At 73.6% G+C, this 24,131-nt stretch carries 21 protein-coding genes; 8 read left to right on the top strand and 13 right to left on the bottom strand.

Translation table 11 applies throughout. The features are described from left to right. The first annotated feature begins 35 nt into the window (after positions 1-35). Both ACH4OA_RS05075 and ACH4OA_RS05070 read left to right on the top strand, forming a co-directional pair. On the top strand, positions 36-425 hold the full coding sequence (locus tag ACH4OA_RS05075; RefSeq protein ID WP_397967682.1) for a hypothetical protein: 390 nt from the start codon (positions 36-38) through the stop codon (positions 423-425). Positions 426-553: 128 nt separating this feature from the next. Next, on the top strand, positions 554-1,963 hold the full coding sequence (locus ACH4OA_RS05070; RefSeq protein ID WP_397967680.1) for a S28 family serine protease: 1,410 nt from the start codon (positions 554-556) through the stop codon (positions 1,961-1,963). A gap of 1 nt (position 1,964) precedes the next feature. On the opposite strand, the gene ACH4OA_RS05065 is transcribed toward ACH4OA_RS05070, so the two are convergent. The 4 genes from ACH4OA_RS05065 to ACH4OA_RS05050 form a co-directional block, all read right to left on the bottom strand. Further along, positions 1,965-3,842, bottom strand: a complete 1,878-nt coding sequence (locus ACH4OA_RS05065; RefSeq protein ID WP_397939695.1) for a glycoside hydrolase family 3 protein — start codon at positions 3,840-3,842, stop codon at positions 1,965-1,967. Between the two features lie 190 nt (positions 3,843-4,032). After that, on the bottom strand, positions 4,033-5,301 hold the full coding sequence (locus tag ACH4OA_RS05060) for an MFS transporter (protein WP_397967678.1): 1,269 nt from the start codon (positions 5,299-5,301) through the stop codon (positions 4,033-4,035). Positions 5,302-5,498: 197 nt separating this feature from the next. Continuing rightward, entirely contained in the window at positions 5,499-6,299 is an 801-nt protein-coding gene (locus ACH4OA_RS05055; protein ID WP_365880353.1) for a sugar phosphate isomerase/epimerase family protein, read from the bottom strand. Positions 6,300-6,463: 164 nt separating this feature from the next. Continuing rightward, entirely contained in the window at positions 6,464-7,513 is a 1,050-nt protein-coding gene (locus ACH4OA_RS05050) for a LacI family DNA-binding transcriptional regulator (RefSeq protein ID WP_365880355.1), read from the bottom strand. 214 nt (positions 7,514-7,727) lie between these two features. On the opposite strand from ACH4OA_RS05050, the gene ACH4OA_RS05045 reads away from it, so the two are divergent. Genes ACH4OA_RS05045 through ACH4OA_RS05035 form a run of 3 tightly spaced genes read left to right on the top strand, consistent with a single transcriptional unit; the run spans position 7,728 to position 10,860 of the window. Then, a complete protein-coding gene (locus ACH4OA_RS05045; protein WP_397939698.1) occupies positions 7,728-8,879 on the top strand; it encodes a Gfo/Idh/MocA family protein in 1,152 nt (383 codons plus the stop codon). After that, the gene (locus tag ACH4OA_RS05040; protein WP_397939700.1) at positions 8,876-10,027 is read left to right on the top strand and encodes a dihydrodipicolinate synthase family protein; all 1,152 of its coding nucleotides are present in this window, start codon (positions 8,876-8,878) and stop codon (positions 10,025-10,027) included. Before ACH4OA_RS05045 ends, ACH4OA_RS05040 begins: the two co-directional genes overlap by 4 nt. A gap of 32 nt (positions 10,028-10,059) precedes the next feature. Beyond that, a complete protein-coding gene (locus ACH4OA_RS05035) occupies positions 10,060-10,860 on the top strand; it encodes a sugar phosphate isomerase/epimerase family protein (RefSeq protein WP_397967867.1) in 801 nt (266 codons plus the stop codon). An 89-nt stretch (positions 10,861-10,949) separates the two neighbouring features. Here the strand turns inward: ACH4OA_RS05035 and rbsD are convergent, their stop codons facing one another. The 7 genes from rbsD to ACH4OA_RS05000 form a co-directional block, all read right to left on the bottom strand. Continuing rightward, positions 10,950-11,339: a D-ribose pyranase gene (rbsD, locus tag ACH4OA_RS05030; protein WP_365880361.1), complete on the bottom strand. Its 390-nt coding sequence runs from the start codon at positions 11,337-11,339 to the stop codon at positions 10,950-10,952. Continuing rightward, on the bottom strand, positions 11,336-12,277 hold the full coding sequence (locus ACH4OA_RS05025) for a ribokinase (RefSeq protein ID WP_397967675.1): 942 nt from the start codon (positions 12,275-12,277) through the stop codon (positions 11,336-11,338). Before ACH4OA_RS05025 ends, rbsD begins: the two co-directional genes overlap by 4 nt. 80 nt (positions 12,278-12,357) lie before the next feature. After that, positions 12,358-14,307: a substrate-binding domain-containing protein gene (locus ACH4OA_RS05020; protein WP_397939703.1), complete on the bottom strand. Its 1,950-nt coding sequence runs from the start codon at positions 14,305-14,307 to the stop codon at positions 12,358-12,360. Then, complete coding sequence (locus tag ACH4OA_RS05015) at positions 14,297-15,817, bottom strand: sugar ABC transporter ATP-binding protein (protein WP_397967673.1); 1,521 nt, start codon at positions 15,815-15,817, stop codon at positions 14,297-14,299. The genes ACH4OA_RS05020 and ACH4OA_RS05015 overlap by 11 nt, the downstream gene beginning before the upstream one ends. Further along, on the bottom strand, positions 15,814-16,851 hold the full coding sequence (locus tag ACH4OA_RS05010; protein WP_397939707.1) for a LacI family DNA-binding transcriptional regulator: 1,038 nt from the start codon (positions 16,849-16,851) through the stop codon (positions 15,814-15,816). Before ACH4OA_RS05010 ends, ACH4OA_RS05015 begins: the two co-directional genes overlap by 4 nt. A gap of 203 nt (positions 16,852-17,054) precedes the next feature. Next, positions 17,055-17,963, bottom strand: coding sequence for a hypothetical protein (locus tag ACH4OA_RS05005; RefSeq protein ID WP_397947279.1), 909 nt, complete (start codon positions 17,961-17,963; stop codon positions 17,055-17,057). A gap of 235 nt (positions 17,964-18,198) precedes the next feature. Further along, entirely contained in the window at positions 18,199-18,987 is a 789-nt protein-coding gene (locus tag ACH4OA_RS05000; RefSeq protein WP_397967671.1) for a hypothetical protein, read from the bottom strand. Between the two features lie 303 nt (positions 18,988-19,290). Between ACH4OA_RS05000 and ACH4OA_RS04995 the strand changes: the two genes are divergently transcribed. Beyond that, on the top strand, positions 19,291-19,533 hold the full coding sequence (locus ACH4OA_RS04995; protein ID WP_365871497.1) for a hypothetical protein: 243 nt from the start codon (positions 19,291-19,293) through the stop codon (positions 19,531-19,533). 29 nt (positions 19,534-19,562) lie between these two features. Here the strand turns inward: ACH4OA_RS04995 and ACH4OA_RS04990 are convergent, their stop codons facing one another. Continuing rightward, positions 19,563-20,222 (bottom strand): SDR family NAD(P)-dependent oxidoreductase, encoded by a 660-nt coding sequence (locus tag ACH4OA_RS04990; RefSeq protein WP_397939711.1) that lies wholly within the window; start codon positions 20,220-20,222, stop codon positions 19,563-19,565. 115 nt (positions 20,223-20,337) lie between these two features. On the opposite strand from ACH4OA_RS04990, the gene ACH4OA_RS04985 reads away from it, so the two are divergent. Next, on the top strand, positions 20,338-20,721 hold the full coding sequence (locus ACH4OA_RS04985) for a MerR family transcriptional regulator (RefSeq protein WP_397967668.1): 384 nt from the start codon (positions 20,338-20,340) through the stop codon (positions 20,719-20,721). A gap of 459 nt (positions 20,722-21,180) precedes the next feature. On the opposite strand, the gene ACH4OA_RS04980 is transcribed toward ACH4OA_RS04985, so the two are convergent. Then, positions 21,181-21,588, bottom strand: coding sequence for a hypothetical protein (locus ACH4OA_RS04980; RefSeq protein ID WP_397939715.1), 408 nt, complete (start codon positions 21,586-21,588; stop codon positions 21,181-21,183). Positions 21,589-21,800: 212 nt separating this feature from the next. Here ACH4OA_RS04980 and ACH4OA_RS04975 point away from each other — a divergent pair, with 212 nt between their 5' ends. Continuing rightward, a complete protein-coding gene (locus tag ACH4OA_RS04975) occupies positions 21,801-24,056 on the top strand; it encodes an ATP-dependent RecD-like DNA helicase (protein WP_397947274.1) in 2,256 nt (751 codons plus the stop codon). The last annotated feature ends 75 nt before the right edge of the window (positions 24,057-24,131 follow it).

The following is a 24,131-nucleotide window of genomic DNA, read 5'->3' as shown; positions in this document are numbered from 1 at the left end:
GGGGGAGTGTGTGACCGGGTACGGGGAGGACGAGAGTGGACAGTGGTGCGATACGCCGGCGGCTGGCACTCGGCGCGGCCGTGCTGGCCGCGTCCGGCGCGCTCGCGCTGACGGCGACGGGGACCGCCCAGGCCGCGTCCGGGGCCTGCGGCGGGAGAGAGGTGCGGACGCTGCCGTTCAAGACCGGCGTCACCCACGTCTACAAGCGGGACGGCTACGTCTGCGCCGTCACCGTCGCCCGGCACCCCGGCCCCGTGCGGACCATGTCGGTCAGCGTGCAGGCCCGCGGCAACCGGCCGGTCGTCGACAAGGGCCGCTACACGCACCATGCCGGCCCGGTGACCGTGCAGGCCGGCCACCGCTGCGTCTGGGTCAAGGGCGCGGTGGGCGCCTACTCGGTCAGCTCGGGCTGGATCCTGTGCTGAGCCGCTGAGCCGCTGAGCCGCTGAGCCGCCGGGCGCCGTTCCGGGGCCGGTCCGGCAAAGCCCTCTGGTGGGACGGCAGTTGCTGGGATAGTTTCCGGCGCACATCTGTCTCACAGGGGAGAGTGCGCATGCGCAAGGCGCTCGGATGGCTGCTCGCGCTCACGGTGCTCATCGGCACCCTGGGCACGACGGCCGGCGCGGCCACCGCCGCGGAGCCCACCGACATCAAGGACCGGCTGCTGTCGATACCCGGCATGAGCCTGGTCCAGGAGAAGCCGTACCCCGGCTACCGCTACTTCGTGCTCGAATACACCCAGCCCGTCGACCACCGCCACCCGGACCGGGGCACCTTCCGGCAGCGGATCACCGTGCTGCACAAGGACACCAGCCGCCCCACCGTCTTCTACACCGGCGGCTACAACGTCTCCACCACCCCCTCGCGCCGCGAGCCCACCCAGATCGTGGACGGCAACCAGGTCTCCCTGGAGTACCGCTTCTTCACCCCCTCCCGCCCCGACCCGGCCGACTGGTCCACGCTGGACATCTGGCAGGCGGCCGCCGACCAGCACCGCGTGTTCCAGGCGCTGAAGGGGATCTACTCCGCCAACTGGCTGGCCACCGGCGGCTCCAAGGGCGGCATGACGGCCACCTACTACGAGCGCTTCTACCCCCGGGACATGGACGGCGTCGTCGCCTACGTCGCCCCGAACGACGTGGTGAACAACGAGGACTCCGCCTACGACCGGTTCTTCGCCCGGGTCGGCACCAAGGAGTGCCGGGACCGGCTGAACGCCGTACAGCGCGAGGCCCTGGTGCGCCGCGGGCCGCTGGAGAAGAGGTACGCCGCGTACGCCGCCGAGAAGGGCTACACCTTCGACACCATCGGCGGCCTGGACCGGGCGTACGAGGCGGTCGTCCTGGACTACGTGTGGGGTTTCTGGCAGTACAGCCTGCTCAAGGACTGCGACACCGTCCCGGCGGACGCGGCCACGGCGAGCGACGAGGCGATCTGGACCTCGGTCGACACCATCTCCGGCTTCTCCGCCTACACCGACCAGGGCCTGGAGCCGTACCTCCCGTACTACTACCAGGCCGGCACCCAGCTGGGCGCGCCCACCATCCACTTCCCGCACATCGAACGGCGCCTGATCCGCTACGGCTACCAGCCGCCGCGCCAGTACGTGCCGCGCTCCATCCCGATGCGCTTCCGGCCGGCGGCGATGCGGGACGTGGACACCTGGGTGCGTCACCACGCCACGCACATGCTCTTCGTCTACGGCCAGAACGACCCGTGGGGCTCGGAACGCTTCCGGACGGGCGCCGGCGCCCGTGACTCCTACGTCCTGACCGCGCCCGGCATGAACCACGGAGCGAACGTGGCGGGCCTGGTCGCGGACCAGCGGCGCCTGGCCACGGCCCGCATCCTGGACTGGGCGGGCCTGCCGCCGGCCACGGTCGCCCAGGCCAAACCGCTGGCCCGGTACGACACGCGGCTGGACGTCCGGGACGCCGAGCGGGAGCCCGCGCTGCGGCCCTGAGTCAGTACGTGAGCCCGTACCCGACCGGGTACAGCACCCGCGCCGGGTCGTCCGCCCGCTGTACCGGCACCGGCAGCTTCCCGCGCGGTGCCACCCGGCCGGCGACGACCCGTGCGGCGGCGCGCAGCTCGACGTCCGTCCAGCCGTACGCGGCCAGGAAGGCCCGGACGGCGGGCAGGTGCGCGATGTCGTACGGGTTGCGGACCGCCACCACGGCGACCGGTCTGCCGGTCGCCAGCAGACGGTCCACCAGGGTCCGCTGGGAGCTGCCCGCCGTCACGTTGTAGGTGGCCACGACCACCGCGTCCGCGTCCCGCGCCGCCGTGACCGCCCGGTCGACGGTCGCGGCGGAGGGCGCCGTGCCGGTGGACAGGGCCGTGGCGGCGAAGCCCAGTTCGGTGAGGGCGGCGGCCAGGACGCCGGTGGGCGGGCCGGTGGTCCCGGACGGGGAGGCCGGATCGGCGCCGACGACCAGGAGCCGGGGTTCCCGGCGGCGGTCGAAGGGCAGGGTGCCGTCCTCGTTGACCAGCAGGGTGGTGGTCCGGTCGGCGATACGGCCGGCGGCGGCCAGATGGGACCTGGTGCCCACCGCGCGGCCGACGCCCGCCGGATCGGCCCAGGGCCGGTCGAACAGGCCGCGCCGGGCCTTCAGCCGCAGGATGCGCAGGACCGATGCGTCCAGCCGTTCCTCGGTCAGCTCGCCCTCCCGCACGGCCGTCAGCACCGCGTGCCACGCCACGTCCAGCGAGGGCGGGTTGAGCAACTGGTCCACACCGGCCCGGAGCGCCAGCACCGGCACCCGGTCGTCGCCGTACTTGGTGCGCACGCCCTGCATGCCGAGCGAGTCGGTGATCACGACACCGTCGTAGCCGAGTTCGCCGCGCAGGATGCCGGTGACGATCGGCCGGGAGAGCGTGGCCGGGTCGCCCGAGTCGTCCAGGGCCGGGAACTGGATGTGCGCGGTCATGACGGAGTCGATCCCGGCCGCGATCGCGGCCCGGAAGGGCACGGCGTCCAGCTCCTCCCACAGCCGCCGGCTGTGCGTGATGACCGGGAAGCCGTAGTGGCTGTCGACGGCGGTGTCCCCGTGGCCCGGGAAGTGCTTGGCGGTCGCCGCGACCCCGGCCGACTGATAGCCCTTCACCTCGGCGGCGACCAGCGCGGCGACCGCGTCCGGGTCGGCGCCGAAGGAGCGCACGCCGATGACCGGGTTGGCCGGGTTGACGTTCACGTCGGCGTCGGGCGCGTAGTCCTGGTTGACGCCCAGCGCGCGCAGTTCGGCACCGGAGATCCGGCCGAGCGTCCGGGCGTCGGAGCGGGAGCCGCCCGCGCCGAGCGCCATCGCGCCCGGGAAGAGGGTGGCGGGCCTGCCGATCCGGCACACCGCGCCGTGCTCCTGGTCGGTGGCGATGAGCACCGGCAGCCCGCGCGGCTGGTCCAGCGAGGCCCGCTGGATGCCGTTGGAGAGCGCGGCGATCTGCCGTGGGTCACGGGTGTTGTGCGCCCAGGTGAAGTAGATGATGCCGCCGACCCGGTACTTCGCGATCAGCTCGGCGGCGGTGCGGACGCCGATCTCGGTCAGGTTGGCGTCGACGTCGGCCTGGTCGGGAGCGGTGGCGGAGTGGCCGTAGACCCGCATCACGAAGAGCTGGCCGACCTTCTCCTCCAGCGTCATGCGGGAGACCAGACCGCGCAGCGCGCGTTCGCCGGGGACGCCGTGGGCGGCGGCGTGCGCGCTCGCCGGTACGGTCAGCGCGGCGGTGAGGCCCGCGCTCGCGGCGAGGACGGCGCGTCTGGAGGGCCGCGCGGTGTGTCCGGTGCTTCCTGAGCCGGTGTCGCTTCCTGTGCCGGTGTCGCTTCCCGTGCTGGTGTCGTGCACGTGCGCTCCTTCCAGAGGAGAACCGCTGAAGGAAACTTCCGAGGAATCACCAATATCCGGGAAGTTTCTTTCCGTCAAGGGAATGCACAGTAACCAGGAAGGGGCCACGGGCGGCGCATTCACCAGGCGCGCGTCCGGCCCGCCACCGCGCACACCGCGCGGGCCGGTGCCCGGCCGGCCTCCGCGCCGCTCACGGTCCGGCGGGCTCCCCGGCGGCGGTCTCCCGCTCCCCGGCGGCGGTCTCCCGTTCCCGCAGCCCGGGTGTCGTCGCGGCCACCGAGGCCACCGCCAGCAGACACAGCACCCCGCCGCTCACCAGCGCGGTCACGCCCGACGTCCAGCCGGCCAGCAGCCCGCCGCGCACATTGCCCAGGCTCGGGCCCGCCTGTCCGACGATGTGCTCCGCCGCCGTGACCCGGCCGAGCAGCGCGTCCGGGGTGCGGGTCTGCACGATCGTGGAGCGCGAGACCACCGCCGTGGCGTCCGCCGCCCCGGCCACCACCAGTAGCGCAAGACCGGCCCAGGCACTGGTGGACAGGCCGAACAGGACCAGGGCCGCGCCCCAGGCGGCGGACGCGCACAGCATCACCGGGCCCGGCCGGCCCAGCCGGGTCAGCGCACCGGACAGGCCGGTCGCCAGGACACCGCCCACCGCGAGCGCCGACAGGAACAGCCCGAGGGTGCGCGGATCGCCGCCGAACCGCTCGGCGTTGACCAGCGGGAACAGGCTCACCGGGAACGACAGCACGGTGGCGGCCAGGTCGGTGATCAGCGCGCCGCGCACCACCCGGTGCCCGGCCAGGAACCGCAGCCCGTCCAGCGCGCCGCGCAGCCCCGCCCGGGACGGCTCGCCCTCCGGCGGCAGCGCGGGCAGCCCGAAGGCGCCGTAGAAGGCGAGACCGAAGCTCAGCGCGTCCAGCAGATAGCAGACGCCGATGCCGAACCAGCCCAGCAGCACCCCGGCCAGCGCGGGCCCGAGCAGCATCATCGACTGCGCGGTCACCTGTTGCAGCGCCAGCCCGGCGGCCACCTGGTCCCGCGGGAGCAGGCGCGGCAGGAACACCCCGGCGGCCGGGGCGCCGAGCGCGCCGAACGTGGACTGCGCGGCGACCAGCAGCAGCACACCGGCCACCGGGACGTGCCCGGTGAACCCCTGCACCGCGAGCGCCAGCGAGCAGACCGCCTGGCCGACGGTGGCCATCAGGAACAGCCGCCGCCGGTCGGCCCGGTCCGCCCACGCCCCGGCGAACAGTCCGAACACCACCAGCGGCAGCGCGTTGGCGAACCCGACCGCGCCGGTCCAGGCCGTGCTGTGGGTCATGTCCCACACCTGGTACATGACCGTCACCATGGTCATGAACCCGCCGAGCACGGACACGGTCCGCCCGATCAGCAGCCGCCGGAAGACGGGGGAGGCGCGCAGCGGCCGTACGTCGACGAGCGAGCGGGCAAGGCTCATGAGCGGAAGCGGGCGCAGGGCCCCGGGGGCGGGATCACCGGGGGAGGCTAGCCGCCCCTTCCGGCCGCCGCCAGCCGTTTTTCCCTGGCCGGCGGCCCCGCCCGACCGGGCACGCCGCCTCGCCCGACTGGTTACGCCGCCTCGTCCGACTGGTTACGCTGCCCCGTCCGGCCGGTTACGCTGCCCCGTCCGGCCGGTTACGCCGCCTCGCCCAGCAGCCGCAGCAGGTGTTCGCGGCCGGCGTCCAGCAGTCCGGGCAGCGGCGCGGCCGTCTCGTGCCAGCGCTTTTCGTACTCCCAGCACAGCCAGCCGTCCCAGCCGTGCCGGGAGAGCACGTCCACGCACTCGGCGAGCGGCAGCACACCGGCGCCGAGCGGCAGCGGGGTGGTGTCCTCGGCGGAGGCCACGTCCTTGACCTGGACATAGCCCAGGTGCGGGGCGAGGGCCGCGTAGCTGTCCGCCGGCTGCTCGCCGCCGAGCCAGGTGTGCAGCACGTCCCACAGCGCGCCCACCTGCCGGTGCCCGACCGGGCCGAGCACGCGGATCGCGTCGGCGCCGGTGCGGTGCGAGTCGTGGGTCTCCAGCAGGATGCGGACGCCGAGCGCGGCGGCGTCCTCGGCGGCGGTGCCGAGCCGCCGGGCGGCGACCGCGTCCGCCTCCTCCACGGGCAGGTCGGCCCCGGCGCCCGGGAAGACCCGGACGAAGGGCGCTTCCAGGTCGTGGGCCAGCCGCAGCAGGTCCCGCAGCTCCGTCAGCACGGGCGCGTCCTCGCCCGGGGCGGCCACCCGGACGTACCCGGCCAGGCCCAGCACCCCGACCCCGGCGGCCCGGAACCGGGCGGCGACATCGGCGCGTTCGGCGGGGCCGAGGCCCGGGTGCACCGGCTCCTCGGGGTGGGCGCGCAGCTCGACGCCGTGGTAACCGTGCGCCGTCGCGAGCGCGAGGACCTCCGGGACGGGCAGACCGGGGACACCGAGAGTGGAGAACGCCAGCTTCATGACATCGGAACGTACCCGCCAGCCCCCCGGCCATGCCCCCACCGGCCCCGGCACCGCGAGCCGGCCCGACCGCGCCCGGCCCTGTCCGCCACGCGTCCCGCTCAGGAAGCCCGCGGCGCCGGTCACGGGTCCTGTACGTCACCGGCGTACGTCACCGTCCCGCTTCAGGACGCCCGCGGCGCCCCCGTGGACCCCCGCACCATCAGTTCCCCGCGCGCCGAGGCGATCCCGCCGGGCGGGGGTTCCTCGCGGGCCATGGCGATGCGGCCGGCCCGGGCGCCCGCCTCGGACAGGGGCAGGCGGACGGTCGTCAGGGACGGCACCACGTCGATGCTGAACGGCAGGTCGTCGAAGCCGGCCACGGAGACGTCCTCGGGGATGCGCAGCCCGGACTCGCGCAGCGCGGCGCAGGCGCCGAGGGCGACGGTGTCGTTCGCGGCCACGATCGCCGTCAGGGACGGATCGCGGCGCAGCAGCTCCAGCGTGGCCTCGTAGCCGGACCGGCGGTCGTAGCGGGCGTACACCGTCCAGCGCGGGTCCTCCGCGACGCCCGCCGCCGCGAGGGCCGCGCGGTGGCCCTCCAGCCGGTGCCGGGTGGTGGTGCGTTCCGCGGGACCGGCGATGTAGCCGAGCCGGCGGTGGCCGAGGCCGAGGAGGTGGCCGGTCAGCGCGCGGGCGCCGCCCCGGTTGTCGAAGGTGAGCGCGACGGCCCCGGTGTCCGGTGCCGGCGGGCGCCCGCACAGCACCACCCGGGTCCCGGCGTCCGCCAGCTTGCGCAGCTTCGCCGCCACCGCCGCCGTGTGCGGCGCGTGCTCCGCGGCCCCGCCGGTCAGCACCACGGCCGCGGCCCGCTGCCGCTGGAGCAGGGTGAGATACGTCAGCTCGCGCTCGGGCGAGCCGCCGGTGTTGCAGACGACCGCCAGGCGCTCGCCGCCCGCGCGCCCGCCCGGTCCGCCGATCTCGCCCTGGATCGCGCTCGCCATGATCCCGAAGAACGGGTCGGCGATGTCGTTGACGAGGATGCCGACCAGGTCGGAGGTGGCCGCGGCGAGCGCGCTGGCGGGGCCGTTGAGGACGTAGTCCAGCTCGTCCACGGCCCGCAGCACCCGCTCGCGGGTGGCGGCCGCCACCGGGTAGTTGCCGTTCAGCACGCGCGACACCGTCGCGGGGGAGACCTGGGCGCGGGCCGCCACGTCCGCCAGGGTCACGGTCATCTCGTCGTCCTCCGGTCACGGGTCGGGCAGTCGCCCCTCGCAGGCGAACCGGGCTCGGGCCCCGGTTCCGAGCAGACCTTACGGCCATGGCGTGCAGGTGTTCGCCACCTCGGACAACTCCCCCTGGAACACGGTCTTGTACAGACCACGGGCAGAGGCTAGCTTCTCCTCGATAGAAAGCGCTTGCTACGGCGGCTCACGAAGGGAACTTGACGTGACACGCAAGACGGTGCGCATCGCCATGAACGGCGTGACCGGGCGCATGGGCTACCACCAGCACCTCGTCCGGTCGATCCTCGCCCTGCGCGAGCAGGGCGGCCTCGACCTCGGCGACGGCACCGTGCTCTGGCCCGAGCCCGTCCTCCTCGGCCGCCGCGAGCACGCCCTGCGGGAGATCGCCGGGCGGCACGGCCTCGACCACGTCTCCACCGACCTGGACGCCGTCCTCGCCGACCCGGACGTCGACGTCTACTTCGACGCCCAGGTCACCTCCGCCCGCGAGGAGGCCCTCACCAAGGCGATCACCGCCGGCAAGCACGTCTACACCGAGAAGCCCACGGCCACCGGCCTGGAGAGCGCGCTGCGGCTGGCCCGCCTCGCCCGGCACCAGGGCGTGAAGCACGGCGTCGTCCAGGACAAGATCTTCCTGCCGGGCCTGCTGAAGCTGAAGCGGCTCCTGGACGGCGGCTTCTTCGGCCGCGTGCTGTCCGTGCGCGGCGAGTTCGGCTACTGGGTCTTCGAGGGCGACTGGCAGCCCGCCCAGCGCCCCTCCTGGAACTACCGCGCCGAGGACGGCGGCGGCATCGTCACCGACATGTTCCCGCACTGGGAGTACGTGCTGCACGAGCTGTTCGGCCGGGTGACGTCCGTGCAGGCCCTGGCCACCACCCACATCCCGCAGCGCTGGGACGAACAGGGCAAGCCCTACGACGCCACCGCCGACGACGCCGCCTACGGCATCTTCGAGCTGGAGGGCGGCGCCATCGCCCAGATCAACTCCTCGTGGGCCGTGCGCGTGCACCGCGACGAACTCGTGGAGTTCCAGGTCGACGGCACCGAGGGATCGGCGGTGGCCGGCCTGCGCACCTGCCGGGCGCAGCACCGCGGCACCACGCCCAAGCCCGTGTGGAACCCGGACCTCCCCGCCACCGAGGTCTTCCGCGACCAGTGGCAGGAGGTGCCCGACAACACCGTGTACGACAACGGCTTCAAGGCCCAGTGGGAGCTGTTCCTCAAGCACGTCTACGCCGGCACCCCCTACCACTGGGACCTGCTGGCCGGCGCCCGCGGCGTCCAGCTCGCCGAACTGGGCCTGAGGTCCTCCGCCGAGGGCCGCCGCATCGACGTACCGGAGATCGCCCTGTGACCCTCCAGCTCCCGTCCGCCGACGGCACCCTGCGCCGCTACGACCCGCGCACCGACCCGCCGTCCCACCACGCCGGCGCCCCCTTCACCTCCCGTACGGTCTTCGCGGCGGCCCATGTCGTCGCCGACCCGTACGCCGACGTCTCGCCCGACTCGCCCGCCGCCGTCGACTGGGACGCCACGCTCGCCTTCCGCCGCCACCTGTGGGCGCACGGGCTCGGCGTGGCCGAGGCGATGGACACCGCGCAGCGCGGGATGGGCCTGGACTGGGCGGGCGCGGCCGAGCTGATCCGGCGCAGCGCGGCCGAGGCGCGCGCCGTGGGCGGCCGCATCGCCTGCGGCGTCGGCACCGACCAGCTCACCGCCGGCGGCCCGGCCGCGATCCGCGCCGCCTACGAGGAACAGCTCGCCGTGGTGGAGGAGGCCGGCGCGCAGGCCGTCCTCATGGCGTCCCGCGCCCTGGCCGCCACCGCCGGCGGTCCCGACGACTACCTGGAGCTCTACGGCGGACTGCTCCGCCAGGCCGCCGAACCCGTGGTCCTGCACTGGCTGGGCCCGATGTTCGACCCGGCCCTGGAGGGCTACTGGGGCTCGTCCGACCTGGACGCGGCCACCGAGACCTTCCTGGAGGTCGTCGCCGCCCACCCGGACAAGGTCGACGGCGTCAAGATCTCCCTGCTGGACGCCGGGCGCGAGGTGGAGGTGCGGCGCCGGCTGCCGCGGGGCGTGCGCTGCTACACGGGCGACGACTTCCACTACCCCGAGCTGATCGCGGGCGACGAACAGGGCTTCAGCCACGCCCTGCTCGGCGTCTTCGACCCGCTGGGCCCGCTGGCGGCCCAGGCGGTGCGGGTCCTGGACACCGGTGACGTCCAGGGCTTCCGTGCCCTGCTCGACCCCACCGTGGAACTGTCCCGCCACCTGTTCCAGCCCCCGACCCGCTTCTACAAGACGGGCGTGGTCCTGCTGGCCTGGCTCGCCGGCCACCAGGACCACTTCACCATGGTCGGCGGCCTCCAGTCGGCCCGCTCCCTGCCGCACCTGGCCCGCGCCTACGAACTCGCCGACGGCCTGGGCCTGTTCCCCGACCCGAAACTGGCGGAGGAGCGGATGAGGAACCTGCTGAGCCTGTACGGAGTGGACCAGTGACCCGTGACCTCGCGCGGCTGTCCGTCAACCAGATGACGGTCAGACAGCTCTCGCTGCCCGAACTGACCGACGCCTGCGCCCGGTCGGGCATCGGCCACGTGGGCCTGTGGCGGGAACCGGTCCGGGCGTACGGCGTCGAGGCGGCCGCCAAACTGGTCCGCGACGCCGGCCTGACGGTGACGACCCTGTGCCGCGGCGGCTTCCTCACGGCGGCCGATCCCGTGCGGCGGGCCGAGGCGCTCGGCGACAACCGGGCGGCCGTCGACGAGGCCGCCGCGCTCGGCACCGACACCCTGGTCCTGGTCTGCGGCGGTCTGCCGGCGGGCGACAAGGACCTGCGCGGTGCCCGGGAGCGCGTCGCGGATGCCCTCGCCGTCCTCGCCCCGTACGCGGGCGAACGCGGCGTACGCCTCGCCATCGAGCCGCTGCACCCGATGTACGCGGCCGACCGCTGTGTGGTCTCCACCCTCGCCCAGGCCCTGGACCTCGCCGAACGCTTCCCCGCCGGCCAGGTCGGGGTGACCGTGGACACGTACCACGTCTGGTGGGACGACCAGGCGCCCGCGCAGATCGCCCGGGCCGGCGCGGGCGGCCGCGTCCACGCCTTCCAGCTCGCCGACTGGACCACCCCGCTGCCCGAGGGCGTCCTCAACGGCCGGGGCCAGCTCGGGGACGGCGCGATCGACCTGCGGGAGTGGAAGGGGTACGTGGAGGCGGCCGGCTACACCGGGCCGATCGAGGTCGAGCTGTTCAACGAGCGGCTGTGGGCACGCGACGGCCGCGAGGTGCTGGCGGAGACGGCCCGGCGGTTCGTGGAGCACGTCATGCGCTAGCGGGGAAGACCGGGGGGCGCCTCCGCGGAGCAGGGGCGCCCCCTCGTACGTCCGGTCCGTGCCGTCGGCTGGAGGCGGCCCGAAGGCGGCTAGAAGAACACCCCGCAGCGCAGCAGCACGTTCGCGTACGGCCGGGCCTCTCCGGTGCGCACGACCAGCCGGGCCCCGGCCGACAGCTCCTTCAGCCGCGCGTGCGGGACGAGCGCCAGCTCCGGGAAGCGGCCCGCGAGCAGCCCGGCCGCCGCCGGATTGGCCGCCCGGACCTCCTCGGCCGCCGTGGCGCCCTCCACGACCAGTTCGGCCAGCAGACCGTCCAGGACCTCCGCGAAGGACGGCACGCCGGCCCGGAACGCCAGGTCCACGACACAGGGCCCGTCCGGCACCGGCATGCCCGCGTCACAGACCAGCACCTCGTGCCCGTGCCCGAGTCCGGCCAGCGCCCCGGCCAGCCGGCGGTTGAGGATGCCCGCCTTCTTCACCGGTCCGCCCCGGGCGCCGGCGCGTCTCCGGGGCCGCCCAGGGCCTCGACCTCCTCCGCCGTCGGGTACGACTCCTGCGCGCCCCGCCTGGTCACGGCCGCAGCGCCCACCCGGGCCGCGTAGGCCGCCGCCCCGGCCAGGTCCGCACCGGCGCCCAGCCGCCAGGCCAGCGCGGCGGTGAACGCGTCGCCCGCGCCGGTCGTGTCCACCGCGGCCACCGCCACCGACGGCACCCGGGTCACCCCCGAGCCGTCGCCCACCAGCGCTCCCCGGGCGCCCAGCGTCACCACCACCGACCGCGGCCCCCTGGCCAGCAGCAGCCGCGCCCACTCCGCGGGATCGTCGCCCACCGGGGCACCGCCGAGGATCACCCGGGCCTCGTGCTCGTTGACGATCAGCGGATCGCAGGCCGCCAGCACCTCGGCGGGCAGCTCGCGCGGCGGGGACGGGTTCAGCACGAACCGGCTGCCCGGCGCCAGGCACCGTACGGTCTCCACGACCGCCTCCAGCGGGATCTCCAGCTGCGCCGACACCACCCGGGAGGCGCGGACCAGACCGGCGGCCGCCCGGACGTCGGCGGGCAGCAGCCGGGAGTTGGCGCCCGGCGACACCACGATGCTGTTGTCGCCCTCCGGGTCCACGGTGATCAGCGCGACACCCGTCGGGGCGCCGCCCACCAGCACGCCCGCCGTGTCCACCCCGGCCGTGCGCAGGGAGTCCAGCAGCAGCCGGCCGTGGCCGTCGTCGCCGACCCGCGCCAGCAGCGCCGTACGCGCCCGCAGCCGGGCCGCCGCGACCGCCTGGTTGGCGCCCTTGCCGCCCGGGTGCACGGCCAGGTCGCCGCCGAGCACCGTCTCGCCGGCGGCCGGCCGCCGCTCGACGCCGATCACCAGGTCGGCGTTGGCCGATCCCACGACCAGCAGGTCGTAGTCGTACATCAGTTGACTCCCTGTCGGATGACGCCGGGCGGGCCGGCCCCGGCACCGCTGCCGGGGGCCGGCCCGCCCGGCGTGGCGTGTCAGCCGGTGAAACCGGCCACGTTGTCCTTCGTGACCACCTTCACCGGCACCTTCACGGTCGGCTCCACCTTCCCGCCCCGGACCGCCTTCAGGGCGTTGTCCACGGCGATCCTGCCGAGCTGCGACGGCTGCTGGGCGACCGACGCGTACAGCGTGCCGTCCTTGACCGCGCTCAGACCGTCCGGAGTGCCGTCGAAGCCGACCACCTGCACCGACCGGCCGGCCTTGGCACCGAGCGCCTTGATCGCGCCGAGGGCCATCTCGTCGTTGGCGGCGACGACGCCCTGCACGTCCGGGTGGGCCTGGAGCAGGTTCGACATCACGTCGAGGCCCTTGGCGCGGTCGAAGTCGGCGGGCTGCTGGGCCAGCACCCGGATGCCCGGGTAGGCCTTGAGTCCCTTGGCGAACCCGGCCGCCCGCTCCCGGGCCGCCGACGTGCCCGCCTGGCCCTGGAGGATGACGATCCGGCCGGAGCCGCCCAGCTTCTCGGCCATGGTCTTCGCGGCCAGCTCACCGCCGGCGACGTTGTCGGAGGCCACCAGGGTGGCCACGGAGGCGTGGTTGACGCCCCGGTCCACGGCGACCACCGGGATGCCCGCCGTACCCGCGGCCTTGACGGTGTTGCCCGCCGCGTCCGAGTCCACCGGGTTGACGACGATCGCGTCCAGACCGGAACTGGTGAAGTTCTGGAGCTGGTTGGCCTGCTGGGAGGCGTCGTTCTGGGCGTCGGTCACGGTCAGGTCCACGCCCCGCTTCCGCGCCTCGGCCTGGGCGCCGGCCCGGATCTGCACGAAGAACGGGTTGTTAAGCGTCGACAGGGACAGCCCCAGCCGCGGGTTCGCGGACGCGGCGGCCCCGCCATGCAGCAGGGAGGTGGCGCCGACCACGGCGACGGTGACCACGGCCGCGAGCGCGTACGTCACCGCCTGCCGGCCCTTCGGCCCGCCCGCGCCGGCCGCCGCCGGGACCGCCCCGGCCTTGCGGCGCACGGTGTCCAGCAGCACCGCCAGCGCGATCACGACACCGATGACGACCTGCTGCCAGAACGCCGACACCGACAGCAGGTTGAGGCCGTTGCGCAGCACCGCCAGGATCAGCGCGCCGATCAGCGTGCCGGACGCCTTGCCGGTGCCGCCCGCCAGCGAGGCACCGCCGATGACGACCGCGGCGATCGCGTCCAGTTCGTAGCCGTCGGCGGCCTGCGGCTGCGCCGAGGACAGCCGGGCGGCCAGCACCACGCCCGCCACCGCGGCGAACAGCCCGGACAGCGCGTACACCGCCAGCTTCTGCCGCTGCACCCGCAGCCCGGACAGCCGGGCGGCCTCCTCGTTGCCGCCGATCGCGTACATGGACCGCCCGATGTAGGTCCGCCCGAGCACCAGCGCCGCGAGCAGTCCCATCACCACCATGACCAGCACTGGCACCGGCAGCCAGCCGCCGAGCGTGTCCCCGAGGTGGGAGACCGAGCCGGGCAGCGCGATGGGGGAGCCCTGGGAGATGACCAGCGCCAGACCGCGGCCCACCGACAGCATGGCCAGCGTCGCGATGAACGGCGGCAGCTTGCCGTAGGCGACGAGGAAACCGTTCACCAGGCCGGCGGCGATGCCCGTGGCGACCGCCAGCACGACCGCGAGTGCCACCGGCACCCCGTGCGAGGTGGCGCTCCAGGCCAGCACGGTCGCCGAGAGCGCGGCCACCGAGCCGACGGACAGGTCGATGCCGGCGGAGACGATCACGAACGTCACGCCGAAGGCGAGGACCGCCGTCACGGCCGCCTGGACACCGATGTTCAGCAGGTTGTCCGTGGTCAGGAAGTCACCGGACAGCGCCGACAGGGCGATCAGGAGGACGATCAGCGCGGTCAGCGCGCCGTTGTCCAGGAGCAGTCTGCGCAGGGCCCCCGGGGCGCCACTCGCGCCCGGCCGGCTCTTGAGCGTGTCAGTGGCCACGGGGGGCCTCCTTCTCGGTGGTGGGGGTGGAGACGGCGAGGGACATCACCGCGTCCTGCGTGGCCTGGCCGGCGGACAGCTCACCGGCGATCCGGCCCTGGGCCATCACCAGCACCCGGTCGCTCATGCCGAGCACCTCGGGCAGATCGCTGGAGATCATCAGGACGGCGGCGCCGGCGGCGGTGAGTTCGTTGATCAGCTGGTAGATCTCGACCTTGGCGCCGACGTCGATCCCGCGCGTGGGCTCGTCCAGGATCAGCACCCTGGTGTCGGCCAGCAGCCACTTGCCGATGACGACCTTCTGCTGGTTGCCGCCGGACAGGGTGCGCACCCGCTGGCCGAGGCCCGCCATGCGCACGCCCAGCTGCCCGGCGATCCGCCCGGCGGCGGCGCGCTGCGCCGCGCGGTCCACGAGTCCGGCCCGGGTGGCGGCGCGCAGCGTCACCAGGCCGAGGTTCTCCTCGACGGACGCGTCCAGCACCAGCCCCTGGCCCTTGCGGTCCTCCGGGACCAGGCCGATCCCGGCCGCCATGGCCGCGTTCACGTCGTGCCGCCTGACCTGTGCGCCCGAGACCCGCACCGCACCGCGGTCGTACGGGTCGGCGCCGAAGACGGCCCGCGCCACCTCCGTCCGCCCGGCTCCCACGAGCCCCGCGATGCCGACGACCTCCCCGGCGTGCACCTCGAAGCTCACGTCGTGGAAGACGCCGTCCCGGGTCAGCCCCTCCACGGACAGCAGTGGCTCGCCCTTGCCGGGCCGCTGCCGCGGGTACTGCTGCTCTATGGAGCGGCCCACCATCAGCCGCACCAGTTCCTCCTCGGGCGTGGCGGCGGGCACCTGCCCGACACTGCGGCCGTCCCGGATCACGGTGACCCGGTCGCCCAGCGCGGCGATCTCCTCCAGATGGTGGGTGATGAAGACGACGCCCACGCCGTCCGCGCGCAGCGACCGCACGATCCCGAAGAGCCGGTCCACCTCCTCCGAGGTGAGCACGGCGGTCGGCTCGTCCATGATGAGCACGCGCGCGTCCAGGCTGAGCGCCTTGGCGATCTCCACCATCTGAAGCCGCGCGATACCGAGTTCCCGCACCCGCGCGCGGGGCGAGACGCTGACGCCGACCCGCTCCAACAGCGTGGCGGCCTCGGCCTCCATCCGCTTGCGGTCGATCATCCCGAAGCGGCGCGGCTGGCGCCCCAGGAAGATGTTCTCGGCGACGGTCAGATCGGGCACCAGGTTGAACTCCTGGTAGATGGTGGCGATCCCGAGCCGTTCGGCGTCCTGCGCCCCGTGGACGCGCACCTCCTCGCCGCCGACCAGTATCCGGCCGGCGTCGGGGGTGTAGGCACCGGAGAGCATCTTGATGAGCGTGCTCTTGCCGGCGCCGTTCTCACCGAGCAGCACATGGACCTCGCCCCGGCGCAGATCGAAGTCGACGCCGTCGAGCGCCACCACGCCGGGGAAGGTCTTGCGTATGCCCTCGATGCGCAGCAACTCGTCCGGGTTGCTCACGACGTGCTCCTTTGCACTGGGGAGGGGGACTGCGGGCGGCCGGGCGGCTCGCCGCACGAGCGGCGCACGACGAGCCGGGCGGGCAGCGTCACGGAGCGCGGGGTGCGCCCCTCGATCCGGTCCACCAGGGCCCGTACGGCGGCCCGGCCCAGCTCGCCGGTCGGCTGGGCGATGGCGGTGACCGGCGGGTCGGTGTGCACGAACCACGGGATGTCGTCGAACGCGGCCAGCGCGATGTCGTCGGGCACGCGCAGCCCGCGCGCGCGTACGGCGTCCAGCGCGCCGAGCGCCATCAGGTTGTCGGCGGCGAAGACGACCTCCGGCGGCTCGGGCAGGTCCAGGAACCCCTCCGTGACCCGCCGCCCGCTCTCGGCCTGGAAGTCGCCCTGGCCTATCAGGGCGTCCGGGAGCGGCAGCCCGTACTCGGCGAGGGCGGCCCGGAAGGACTCCACGCGCTCGCTGCCGGTCGTGGTCGCGGCGGGCCCGGCGATGATCGCGAGCCGCCGGTGCCCGAGCCCGTACAGGTGCGCCACGAGATCCCGTACGGCCGCCCGCCCGTCCGCCCGGACCACCGGCACGTCCACGCCCGGGATCCACCGGTCCACGAACACCATGGGGGTCCCGGCCCGGGCGGCGTCGAGCATCAGCGGCGAGCCGCCGTCGGTCGGCGACACCAGCAGGCCGTCGATCCGCCGGTCGAGCAGGTTGCGCACGTGGTGGTCCTGCAGCTCGGGCCGCTCGTCGGCGTTGCCGATGATCACGCTGTAACCGAGCGCCCGGGCCTCCTCCTCGACCGAGCGGGCCAGCTCGGTGAAGTACGGGTTCAGCACGTCGCTGATGACCAGGCCGAGGGTCAGGGTCTGGTCGGTCCGCAGGGACCGGGCGACGGCGTTGGGCCGGTAGCCCAGGGCCGCCACGGCGCGCAGCACGCGGGCGCGTGCGTCGGCGCTCACGGACGGGTGCTCGTTGAGAACCCGCGAGACCGTGGCGACGGACACGCCCGCCGCCGCGGCGACGTCCTTGATGCTCGCCATCGCCGGCTCCACCTCCTCGTGGCTGCGTGGAATCGATTACACGCTCGCTTCAGAAGGATTGGAATCGATTACACGAGCTACGGCAAGACCCTCCCGGCATCCCGAAACCGGATCGTGACCGAGGAGGGGCGGGACAGGAATCCGACCTGCCCCGCCCCGGGCCGCTCTTCAGCCGACCGGCCAGCGCTCCGGCGGCCGCCTGCTCACTCGTCGGTGAACAGGTCGGTGGCCTGGGTGGCGTGGACGGCTCGGTCGGTCCAGAGCTCCAGTTGTCCGAGGTCCCTGGACGCCTCGATACGCTCGCGGGCGTCTGCGGGCACGGGGATGCCGCGCAATTCCAGGATGCGCAGGATCGTCGCGGCCATGGTCGCGACCTGGCCTTGCCGCAGGCCTTCTTCGAGCCCTTCCTCGCGCCCTTCCTGGCGCACCTGTTCAGCCAGTGGGTGTCGCCAGAAGTACTGGATCGCCGTCATCAGATCCCTCCACATCTGCTTCGCCTGGGGGTCGGCCAGGCATGAGTCGACGAACTGCACGAAGACCGCGGCACTGTCGGAGTCGATGGTCCGCAGGGCGGAAGCCAGGGACTCCAGTATGGCCGGGGCCTGCGGGCCACGCCCGTGTGTCATGGCCGAGAGCACCGCGAGGGGGACGTCCCGTTCCGCCTGCCGCTCTTCCGTGATCACCGGCACGTTGTCCGGGCCCAGCACCAGCGGACGCACGGTCAGCGACTCCCACCCCGGAAAGCCGAGCCGGATCGGCCGCGAAGCCCACTTCGCCGTGGCACTGCTCTGGGTGATGACGATGAGCACGGGCTCACAGCGGTACTTCTCGTACAGGTACGACAAGTAGTAGGGCCAGCTGCCCCGTTTGCGGTCGTCCGTCTTCCCCTGCGACTCGACCACGAGGAGATACGTGCCCTCGTCGGTCTCCGCCCGCAGCAACGTGTCCACCCGGCGTTCGACGGGCTCGATCTCCGTCAGGTCCACGTTCAGCGCCGCGATCTCCCGCGGTTCCGGGAAGGGCACGTGCAGCACCCGCTGTAACGCCCGCGTCAGCAGCGCCGGATCCTTTTGGAAGATCCGGTGCAACGCCTCATGCGACGAGCCGACCATCAGCTCTCCTTTCGTACGACAGGCCCAACGAGCCGGATCGCCGCAGGTTGCCTCACCCGTGCGTGTCGCGGTTCCGCCGGAGCGGGGCCGGTCTCACGGGTGGGAGCGGGAAGCTGCCGTGTCGTCTCGCGGCCCGCCGCGCCCGGCGCCTGGGCGGGGGCGGGGGACCGGCGTGTGCGGCCGGTGGGAGGAGTGGCCGGGGCCGGCGGCCGTACGTCCGGCCGCCGGGCGGAACTCAGCGGCGGACCGCGAGGGCCGCGCCCAGCAGGCGGGCCAGGACCTCCACCAGGCGGACGTCCCCCTTGCGGAGATCCCCGGGGCTGGGCGCGTCCACGCACAGGACGCCGAACGCGTCCTTGCCGGCGGCCGTGATGGTGGCGGTGATGTAGGTCTTGTACGAGTCCGTCTCGGGGCGGAGTTCCGGGGCCAGCGCGTCGACGTTCTCGACGAACGTGCTCTTGCGGTCGTCCATCAGCTTGAGCAGGGACGCCCCGCGCGCCTGGTCCTCGCGGAACACCGTCCGCGGTGCCTCCGCCCGGCCCACCCACAGGCCGGCCAGGCACTTCATCTCCCGGACGCCGGTCCCCGCGGACGCCGGGTCGATCTCCAGGACGCAGGCGCGGGTGTTCTCCGGCCCGATGAGCTTGGCCGTGAGGGAGACGATGGCCTGCTTCATCTGCTGCTGGAGCGGACTGCGCGCGCTCTTGCTGTTCGCGCTGACGATCTCGCCGATGTGGTGGACCAGCACCGTGAGCACGTCTTCCATGGTGCCGCGGGAGCGCTCGGCGGCGACCTTCGCGGCCTGCTCGGCGGTGACCAGGTCGCGCCGGGCGGCCGTCGCCTCCCGCCGGGACATGATGACGGTGGCCACCGTGGCCACCACGCCGACAGCCATGATCACCATGGCTGTCCATATCGGCAGTTCCAGGCCGAGACCGAGGACGATCGGCGCTACATAGGTGACGACGCTCAGGGAGCCCATCGTCGCCGTGCCCCAGCCGACCCGTAATCCACTCGAGGACATAGCGACGGAGCCTACACGCGGAGTTAGGCCATGTGGGTGCTTCCGCCGTTTCGGGGACTGTGTCACCGGGTATCAATACGGTGACGGAAGGTGTCCGGATCGTGACCGTCGAGCAGACGGCTCGTTCAGGGACGATGTCAGCTTGTTGAACCGAACCGACGGCCAATCCGTAGGCCATACCGTCGGGTTGAGGCTGACAAGCCATCAGCCGAGACTGTACCGTCAACGCTTGGAGGGCGCATGCCGACCCAGAACGGCGGGAGCCACCCGTCCTCCGAGTCGAACCCGGGGGGGAACGCCAGCATGAGTGCTGCGCACAGTGAGGTCTGGAGCGGGGTCGTCTTAGACACGGACCCGGCGGTCCGGGAGTTCGAGAGAGACCCGGCCGAGTACATGGAGCGGAAGGCCACAGCGCTCCGCTCCTTCGACTTCGAAAGCGTACGAGCCAGTCTCAGCGACACGGGCCGTGAACAGCGAGGCGCGCTGCTCCGGCGCGTGATGTCGTTCCTGTCCCCCGGCGACAAGGCCCAGAAGAAGGCCGGCTGAAGCGGGCGGGACGCGTCCCGGGCCCGCCGTCAGCCCGTCCCGGCGGTGTGGACGACCTCCTGTTCCCACTCCTCGCGCGGCTGGGTGTGCAGCCGCCAGTAGTGCTCGGCGATGACGTCCGGGTCGAAGGGCGTCCCGGGGGCCACCGGACCGTCGATGGTGACGCTCGCCGCGTGCACGCCGGCCGGGCCGTACTCCTGGTCCAGCAGGTCCACCAGGGTCCGTACGCCGGCCTTGCCCAGAGAGAGGCTGACGTACCGCGGCTTCGGCCGGGGCATTCCGCCGGTGACGAGGAAGGTGCCGCTGCCGCGCGCGGCCATCGCCGGCAGGACGTGCGCCGCCGCCGTGATCGCGCCGGCCACGTTCACCGACCACGCCTCCAGATGCTGGGCCACGCACAGCTCGCCGAGCGTGTCCGGGCGGATGAGGGCCGCGTTGTAGACCACGACGTCCGGCAGGCCGGTCTCCGCGATCACGGTGTCCAGCGCGGCGCCGAGGCCCGCCGCGTCCGTGCTGTCGGCCGTCAGCGACAGGACCGGCACGCCGGCGGGCGCGAGGGCGGCGGCCGTCGCCTCCAGGGTCTGCCGGGACCGGGCCACCAGCGCGACCGGCAGGCCCTCGCGCGCGAAGCGGCGGGCTACCGACCGGCCGATTCCCGGTCCCGCTCCGATGATCACTGCTCCCGGCATGGGTGCTCCTTCGTCGTCGTCGATCCGGCGACGGAAGACTAGAGTCTCTCATCGGTGTGAAGGTCAACTCCGGTCGGCGGCGGGCCCGTTCCCGGTGGACCGGGCGGGAGGGCACATGCGGATCGGAGCCTTGGCGGACGCGACCGGGGTGAGCCCGCGGCTGCTGCGCTACTACGAGGAACAGGGCCTGCTCCGGCCGGTCCGGCGGCCCAACGGCTACCGCGCGTACGCCGAGACGGACGTCGCCACGGTCGGGCGCATCCGCGCGCTGCTCGCGGCGGGCCTGCCGACCGCGGTCATCGGGCGCATCCTGCACTGCGTCCACGACGACGGCGAACGGCTCGTCACCACCGGGTGCCCCGGCGTGCTCGACCACCTGCGCCAGGAGCACATCCGGATGGAGGCCACGATCACCCAACTCCGCGCCGCCCAGCGCGCCCTGGACACCCTCCTGACCCCGCCCCCGCCACCCCCGGCCGCTCCCGGCGAAGACCCTTGAGCCCACCACCGGCCCACCACTGACCCGAGCCACCCACGAAACGGACGCCGGCCCGGGACGGCCCGCCCAGGGGCGCCCGCCTGAGCCGCCCGTCCGGGGCCGCCTGCCTGGGGCCGCCTTCCTGGGGCCACTCGCCTGAGGGCGCCCGCTCGAAGCCGCTCGCTCGGGGCCGCCCGTCCAGGGTCGCCCGCCTGTGGCCGCCCGCTCGGAGCCGCTCGCCTGGGGGCGCCCGCCCGGAGTCACCCGCTTGGGGCCACCCGCCGGGAGCCGTCCGCCCGCGAGCCCCGTCCGGGGCCACCCGCCTGGGGGTTGTCCGCCTGGGGCCGCCTGCCCGCAGGCGCCCACTCGGAGCCAAGCCCGGGGCGCCCGCCCGCAGATCCAGGCACCCGCAGATCCACGCACCCCCCATCAGCGCGGTGTGCGGTGCACCGGCGTGGGCCGGGCGGGCGCCGGCGGCCCTCAGGCTGCGTCGAGGGCCTCGGTGATCTTTCGGGTCATGGCGGTCACGGTCGGGCCGGGCTCGCCGCGGCCGGAGCGCGCGGCCGTGTCGACGGCGACGAGGACGGTGTCGCGGAAGTCGGCGGCCTGCGCCGGGTCCTGCCGGCCGAGCAGGCGCATGGCCTCGGTCAGCGCCGGCAGTACCCGGTCGGCCAGTTCCGCGACCGACGAGCCGTTCAGGCCGGTGATCCGGGTCTTCTCGGCGAGCACATGGCCGACCGGGCCGGTCGCGGACGCCAGCGCGATACTGCCCCGGGTGGCGGCCCGGTGCGGCGAGCCGGCCGCGTCGGCGGCGGCCAGCAGCGACACCGCGCCGTACGCGGCGGTCCGCAGGGTCTGCTTGTCCTGGTCGGTGAGGGTGACGGACATGGTGGTGTACTCCTCGGTCGGGTTCCTCGCGGGCCCCGGCCGGGACCCGCGCCGCCTGTCTTCCGGCTGCTGGACCAGAGCCTGCGCCCGCCCGGTTTCACCGCGGCCTCAGCGCGCTTTCAGCACGCTTCCGGAGCGTGAAAGGCACCGGAAGCGGCGCCCGCGACCGGCTGCCCGCGACGGCTGTCGTACCCCACCGGTACCGTCGGATCATGGCTCGACAGGCGGGGAACTCCCCGGGCGAACGGCATCTCGCCGTGCTCGAAGGCGTGCTGGAGAGAATCACGTACGCCAACGAGGAGAACGGCTACACGGTCGCCCGGGTCGACACCGGAAGGGGCGGCGGGGACCTGCTCACGGTCGTCGGCGCGCTGCTCGGCGCCCAGGCGGGCGAGTCCCTGCGCATGGAGGGCCGCTGGGGCTCCCACCCGCAGTACGGCAAGCAGTTCCACGTCGAGAACTACACGACCGTCCTGCCGGCCACCGTCCAGGGCATCCGCCGCTATCTGGGCTCCGGGCTGGTCAAGGGCATCGGGCCGGTCTTCGCCGACCGGATCACGCAGCACTTCGGCGTGGACACGCTCCGGATCATCGAGGAGGAGCCGAAGCGGCTGATCGAGGTGCCGGGGCTCGGTCCGAAGCGGACGAAGAAGATCGCCGACGCCTGGGAGGAGCAGAAGGCGATCAAGGAGGTCATGCTCTTCCTCCAGACCGTCGAGGTGTCGACGTCGATCGCCGTGCGGATCTACAAGAAGTACGGCGACGCGTCCATCTCCGTCGTCAGGGAGCAGCCGTACCGGCTCGCCGCCGACGTGTGGGGCATCGGGTTCCTCACCGCCGACAAGATCGCCCAGTCGGTCGGCATCCCGCACGACAGCCCGGCGCGGGTGCAGGCCGGCCTCCAGTACGCGCTGTCGCAGTCCGCCGACCAGGGGCACTGCTATCTGCCGGAGGAGCGGCTGATCGCCGACGCCGTCAAGCTGCTCCAGGTCGACACCGGGCTCGTCATCGAGTGCCTCGCCGAGCTGTCCCGGCCCCCGGAGGACGGCGCCGATCCCGGTGTCGTACGGGAGAAGGTGCCGGGGCCCGACGGCGCCGGGGAGCCGGTCAGCGCCGTGTATCTGGTGCCCTTCCACCGCGCGGAGCTGTCCCTGTCCGCCCAGGTGCTGCGGCTGCTGCGCACGGACGAGGACCGCATGCCGGGGTTCCGGGACGTGGACTGGGCCAAGGCGCTGGGCTGGCTGAGGTCGCGCACCGGCGCCGACCTCGCGCCCGAGCAGGAGGCGGCGGTCAGGCTGGCGCTGACCGAGAAGGTCGCCGTGCTCACCGGCGGTCCGGGCTGCGGCAAGTCGTTCACCGTCCGCTCGATCGTGGAGCTGGCCCGGGCCCGGCGCGCCAAGGTGGTGCTGGCCGCCCCGACCGGCCGCGCGGCCAAGCGGCTGGCGGAGCTGACCGGCGCGGAGGCCTCCACCGTGCACCGGCTGCTGGAGCTGAAGCCCGGCGGTGACGCGGCGTACGACCGGGACCGGCCGCTCGACGCCGACCTGGTGGTCGTGGACGAGGCGTCCATGCTGGACCTGCTGCTCGCCAACAAGCTGGTGAAGGCCGTGCCCCCCGGAGCGCACCTGCTGTTCGTCGGGGACGTGGACCAGCTGCCGAGCGTGGGCGCCGGGGAGGTGCTGCGGGACCTGCTCGCCGACGGCGGTCCGGTCCCGGCCGTGCGGCTCACCCGGGTCTTCCGGCAGGCCCAGCAGTCGGGGGTGGTCACCAACGCGCACCGCATCAACGCGGGCCTGCATCCGCTCACCGACGGGCTGAAGGACTTCTTCCTCTTCGTCGAGGACGACACCGAGGCCGCCGGACGGCTCACCGTCGACGTGGCCGCACGGCGGATTCCCGCCAGGTTCGGGCTGGACCCGCGCCGGGACGTGCAGGTGCTCGCGCCGATGCACCGGGGCCCGGCGGGCGCCGGCGCGCTCAACGGGCTGCTCCAGCAGGCCATCACGCCCGGCCGGCCCGATCTGGCGGAGAAGCGGTTCGGCGGCCGGGTCTTCCGCGTCGGCGACAAGGTCACCCAGATCAGGAACAATTACGAAAAAGGGAAGAACGGTGTCTTCAACGGCACCGTGGGTGTCGTCACCTCGCTCGATCCGGTCGACCAGCGGCTGACGGTGCTGACGGACGAGGACGAGGAGGTTCCGTACGAATTCGACGAACTGGACGAACTGGCCCACGCGTACGCGGTGACCATCCACCGCTCCCAGGGCAGCGAGTATCCCGCGGTGGTGATTCCCGTCACGACGGGGGCATGGATGATGCTCCAGCGGAACCTGCTGTACACGGCGGTCACCCGGGCCAAACGCCTGGTCGTCCTCGTCGGTTCACGCAAGGCGATCGGGCAGGCGGTGCGCACGGTGTCGGCCGGACGGCGCTGTACGGCCCTGGATTACCGGCTCGGCGGGAAATGATCGATCAAATGAGTCGTGAAGGTCACAGAGCACTTCCCGACGGCCCCGCAAGGGGGCAGGATGAGCAGGTTGGCG

Source organism: Streptomyces sp. NPDC017095 (genome assembly GCF_044332325.1).
GTDB lineage: Bacteria > Actinomycetota > Actinomycetes > Streptomycetales > Streptomycetaceae > Streptomyces.
This window is presented reverse-complemented; position numbering and strand designations above follow the sequence as displayed.

Bases quoted from the DNA above. Each gene is read 5' to 3' on its own strand.
- ACH4OA_RS05070 (WP_397967680.1), top strand. From the start codon at position 554: ATGCGCAAGGCGCTCGGATGGCTGCTCGCGCTCACGGTGCTCATCGGC.
- ACH4OA_RS05060 (WP_397967678.1), bottom strand. From the start codon at position 5,301: ATGAGCCTTGCCCGCTCGCTCGTCGACGTACGGCCGCTGCGCGCCTCC.
- ACH4OA_RS05055 (WP_365880353.1), bottom strand. From the start codon at position 6,299: ATGAAGCTGGCGTTCTCCACTCTCGGTGTCCCCGGTCTGCCCGTCCCG.
- ACH4OA_RS05050 (WP_365880355.1), bottom strand. From the start codon at position 7,513: ATGACCGTGACCCTGGCGGACGTGGCGGCCCGCGCCCAGGTCTCCCCC.
- ACH4OA_RS05035 (WP_397967867.1), top strand. From the start codon at position 10,060: ATGACGGTCAGACAGCTCTCGCTGCCCGAACTGACCGACGCCTGCGCC.
- ACH4OA_RS05025 (WP_397967675.1), bottom strand. From the start codon at position 12,277: ATGTACGACTACGACCTGCTGGTCGTGGGATCGGCCAACGCCGACCTG.
- ACH4OA_RS05010 (WP_397939707.1), bottom strand. From the start codon at position 16,851: ATGGCGAGCATCAAGGACGTCGCCGCGGCGGCGGGCGTGTCCGTCGCC.
- ACH4OA_RS05005 (WP_397947279.1), bottom strand. From the start codon at position 17,963: ATGGTCGGCTCGTCGCATGAGGCGTTGCACCGGATCTTCCAAAAGGAT.
- ACH4OA_RS05000 (WP_397967671.1), bottom strand. From the start codon at position 18,987: ATGTCCTCGAGTGGATTACGGGTCGGCTGGGGCACGGCGACGATGGGC.
- ACH4OA_RS04995 (WP_365871497.1), top strand. From the start codon at position 19,291: ATGAGTGCTGCGCACAGTGAGGTCTGGAGCGGGGTCGTCTTAGACACG.
- ACH4OA_RS04990 (WP_397939711.1), bottom strand. From the start codon at position 20,222: ATGCCGGGAGCAGTGATCATCGGAGCGGGACCGGGAATCGGCCGGTCG.
- ACH4OA_RS04985 (WP_397967668.1), top strand. From the start codon at position 20,338: ATGCGGATCGGAGCCTTGGCGGACGCGACCGGGGTGAGCCCGCGGCTG.
- ACH4OA_RS04980 (WP_397939715.1), bottom strand. From the start codon at position 21,588: ATGTCCGTCACCCTCACCGACCAGGACAAGCAGACCCTGCGGACCGCC.
- ACH4OA_RS04975 (WP_397947274.1), top strand. From the start codon at position 21,801: ATGGCTCGACAGGCGGGGAACTCCCCGGGCGAACGGCATCTCGCCGTG.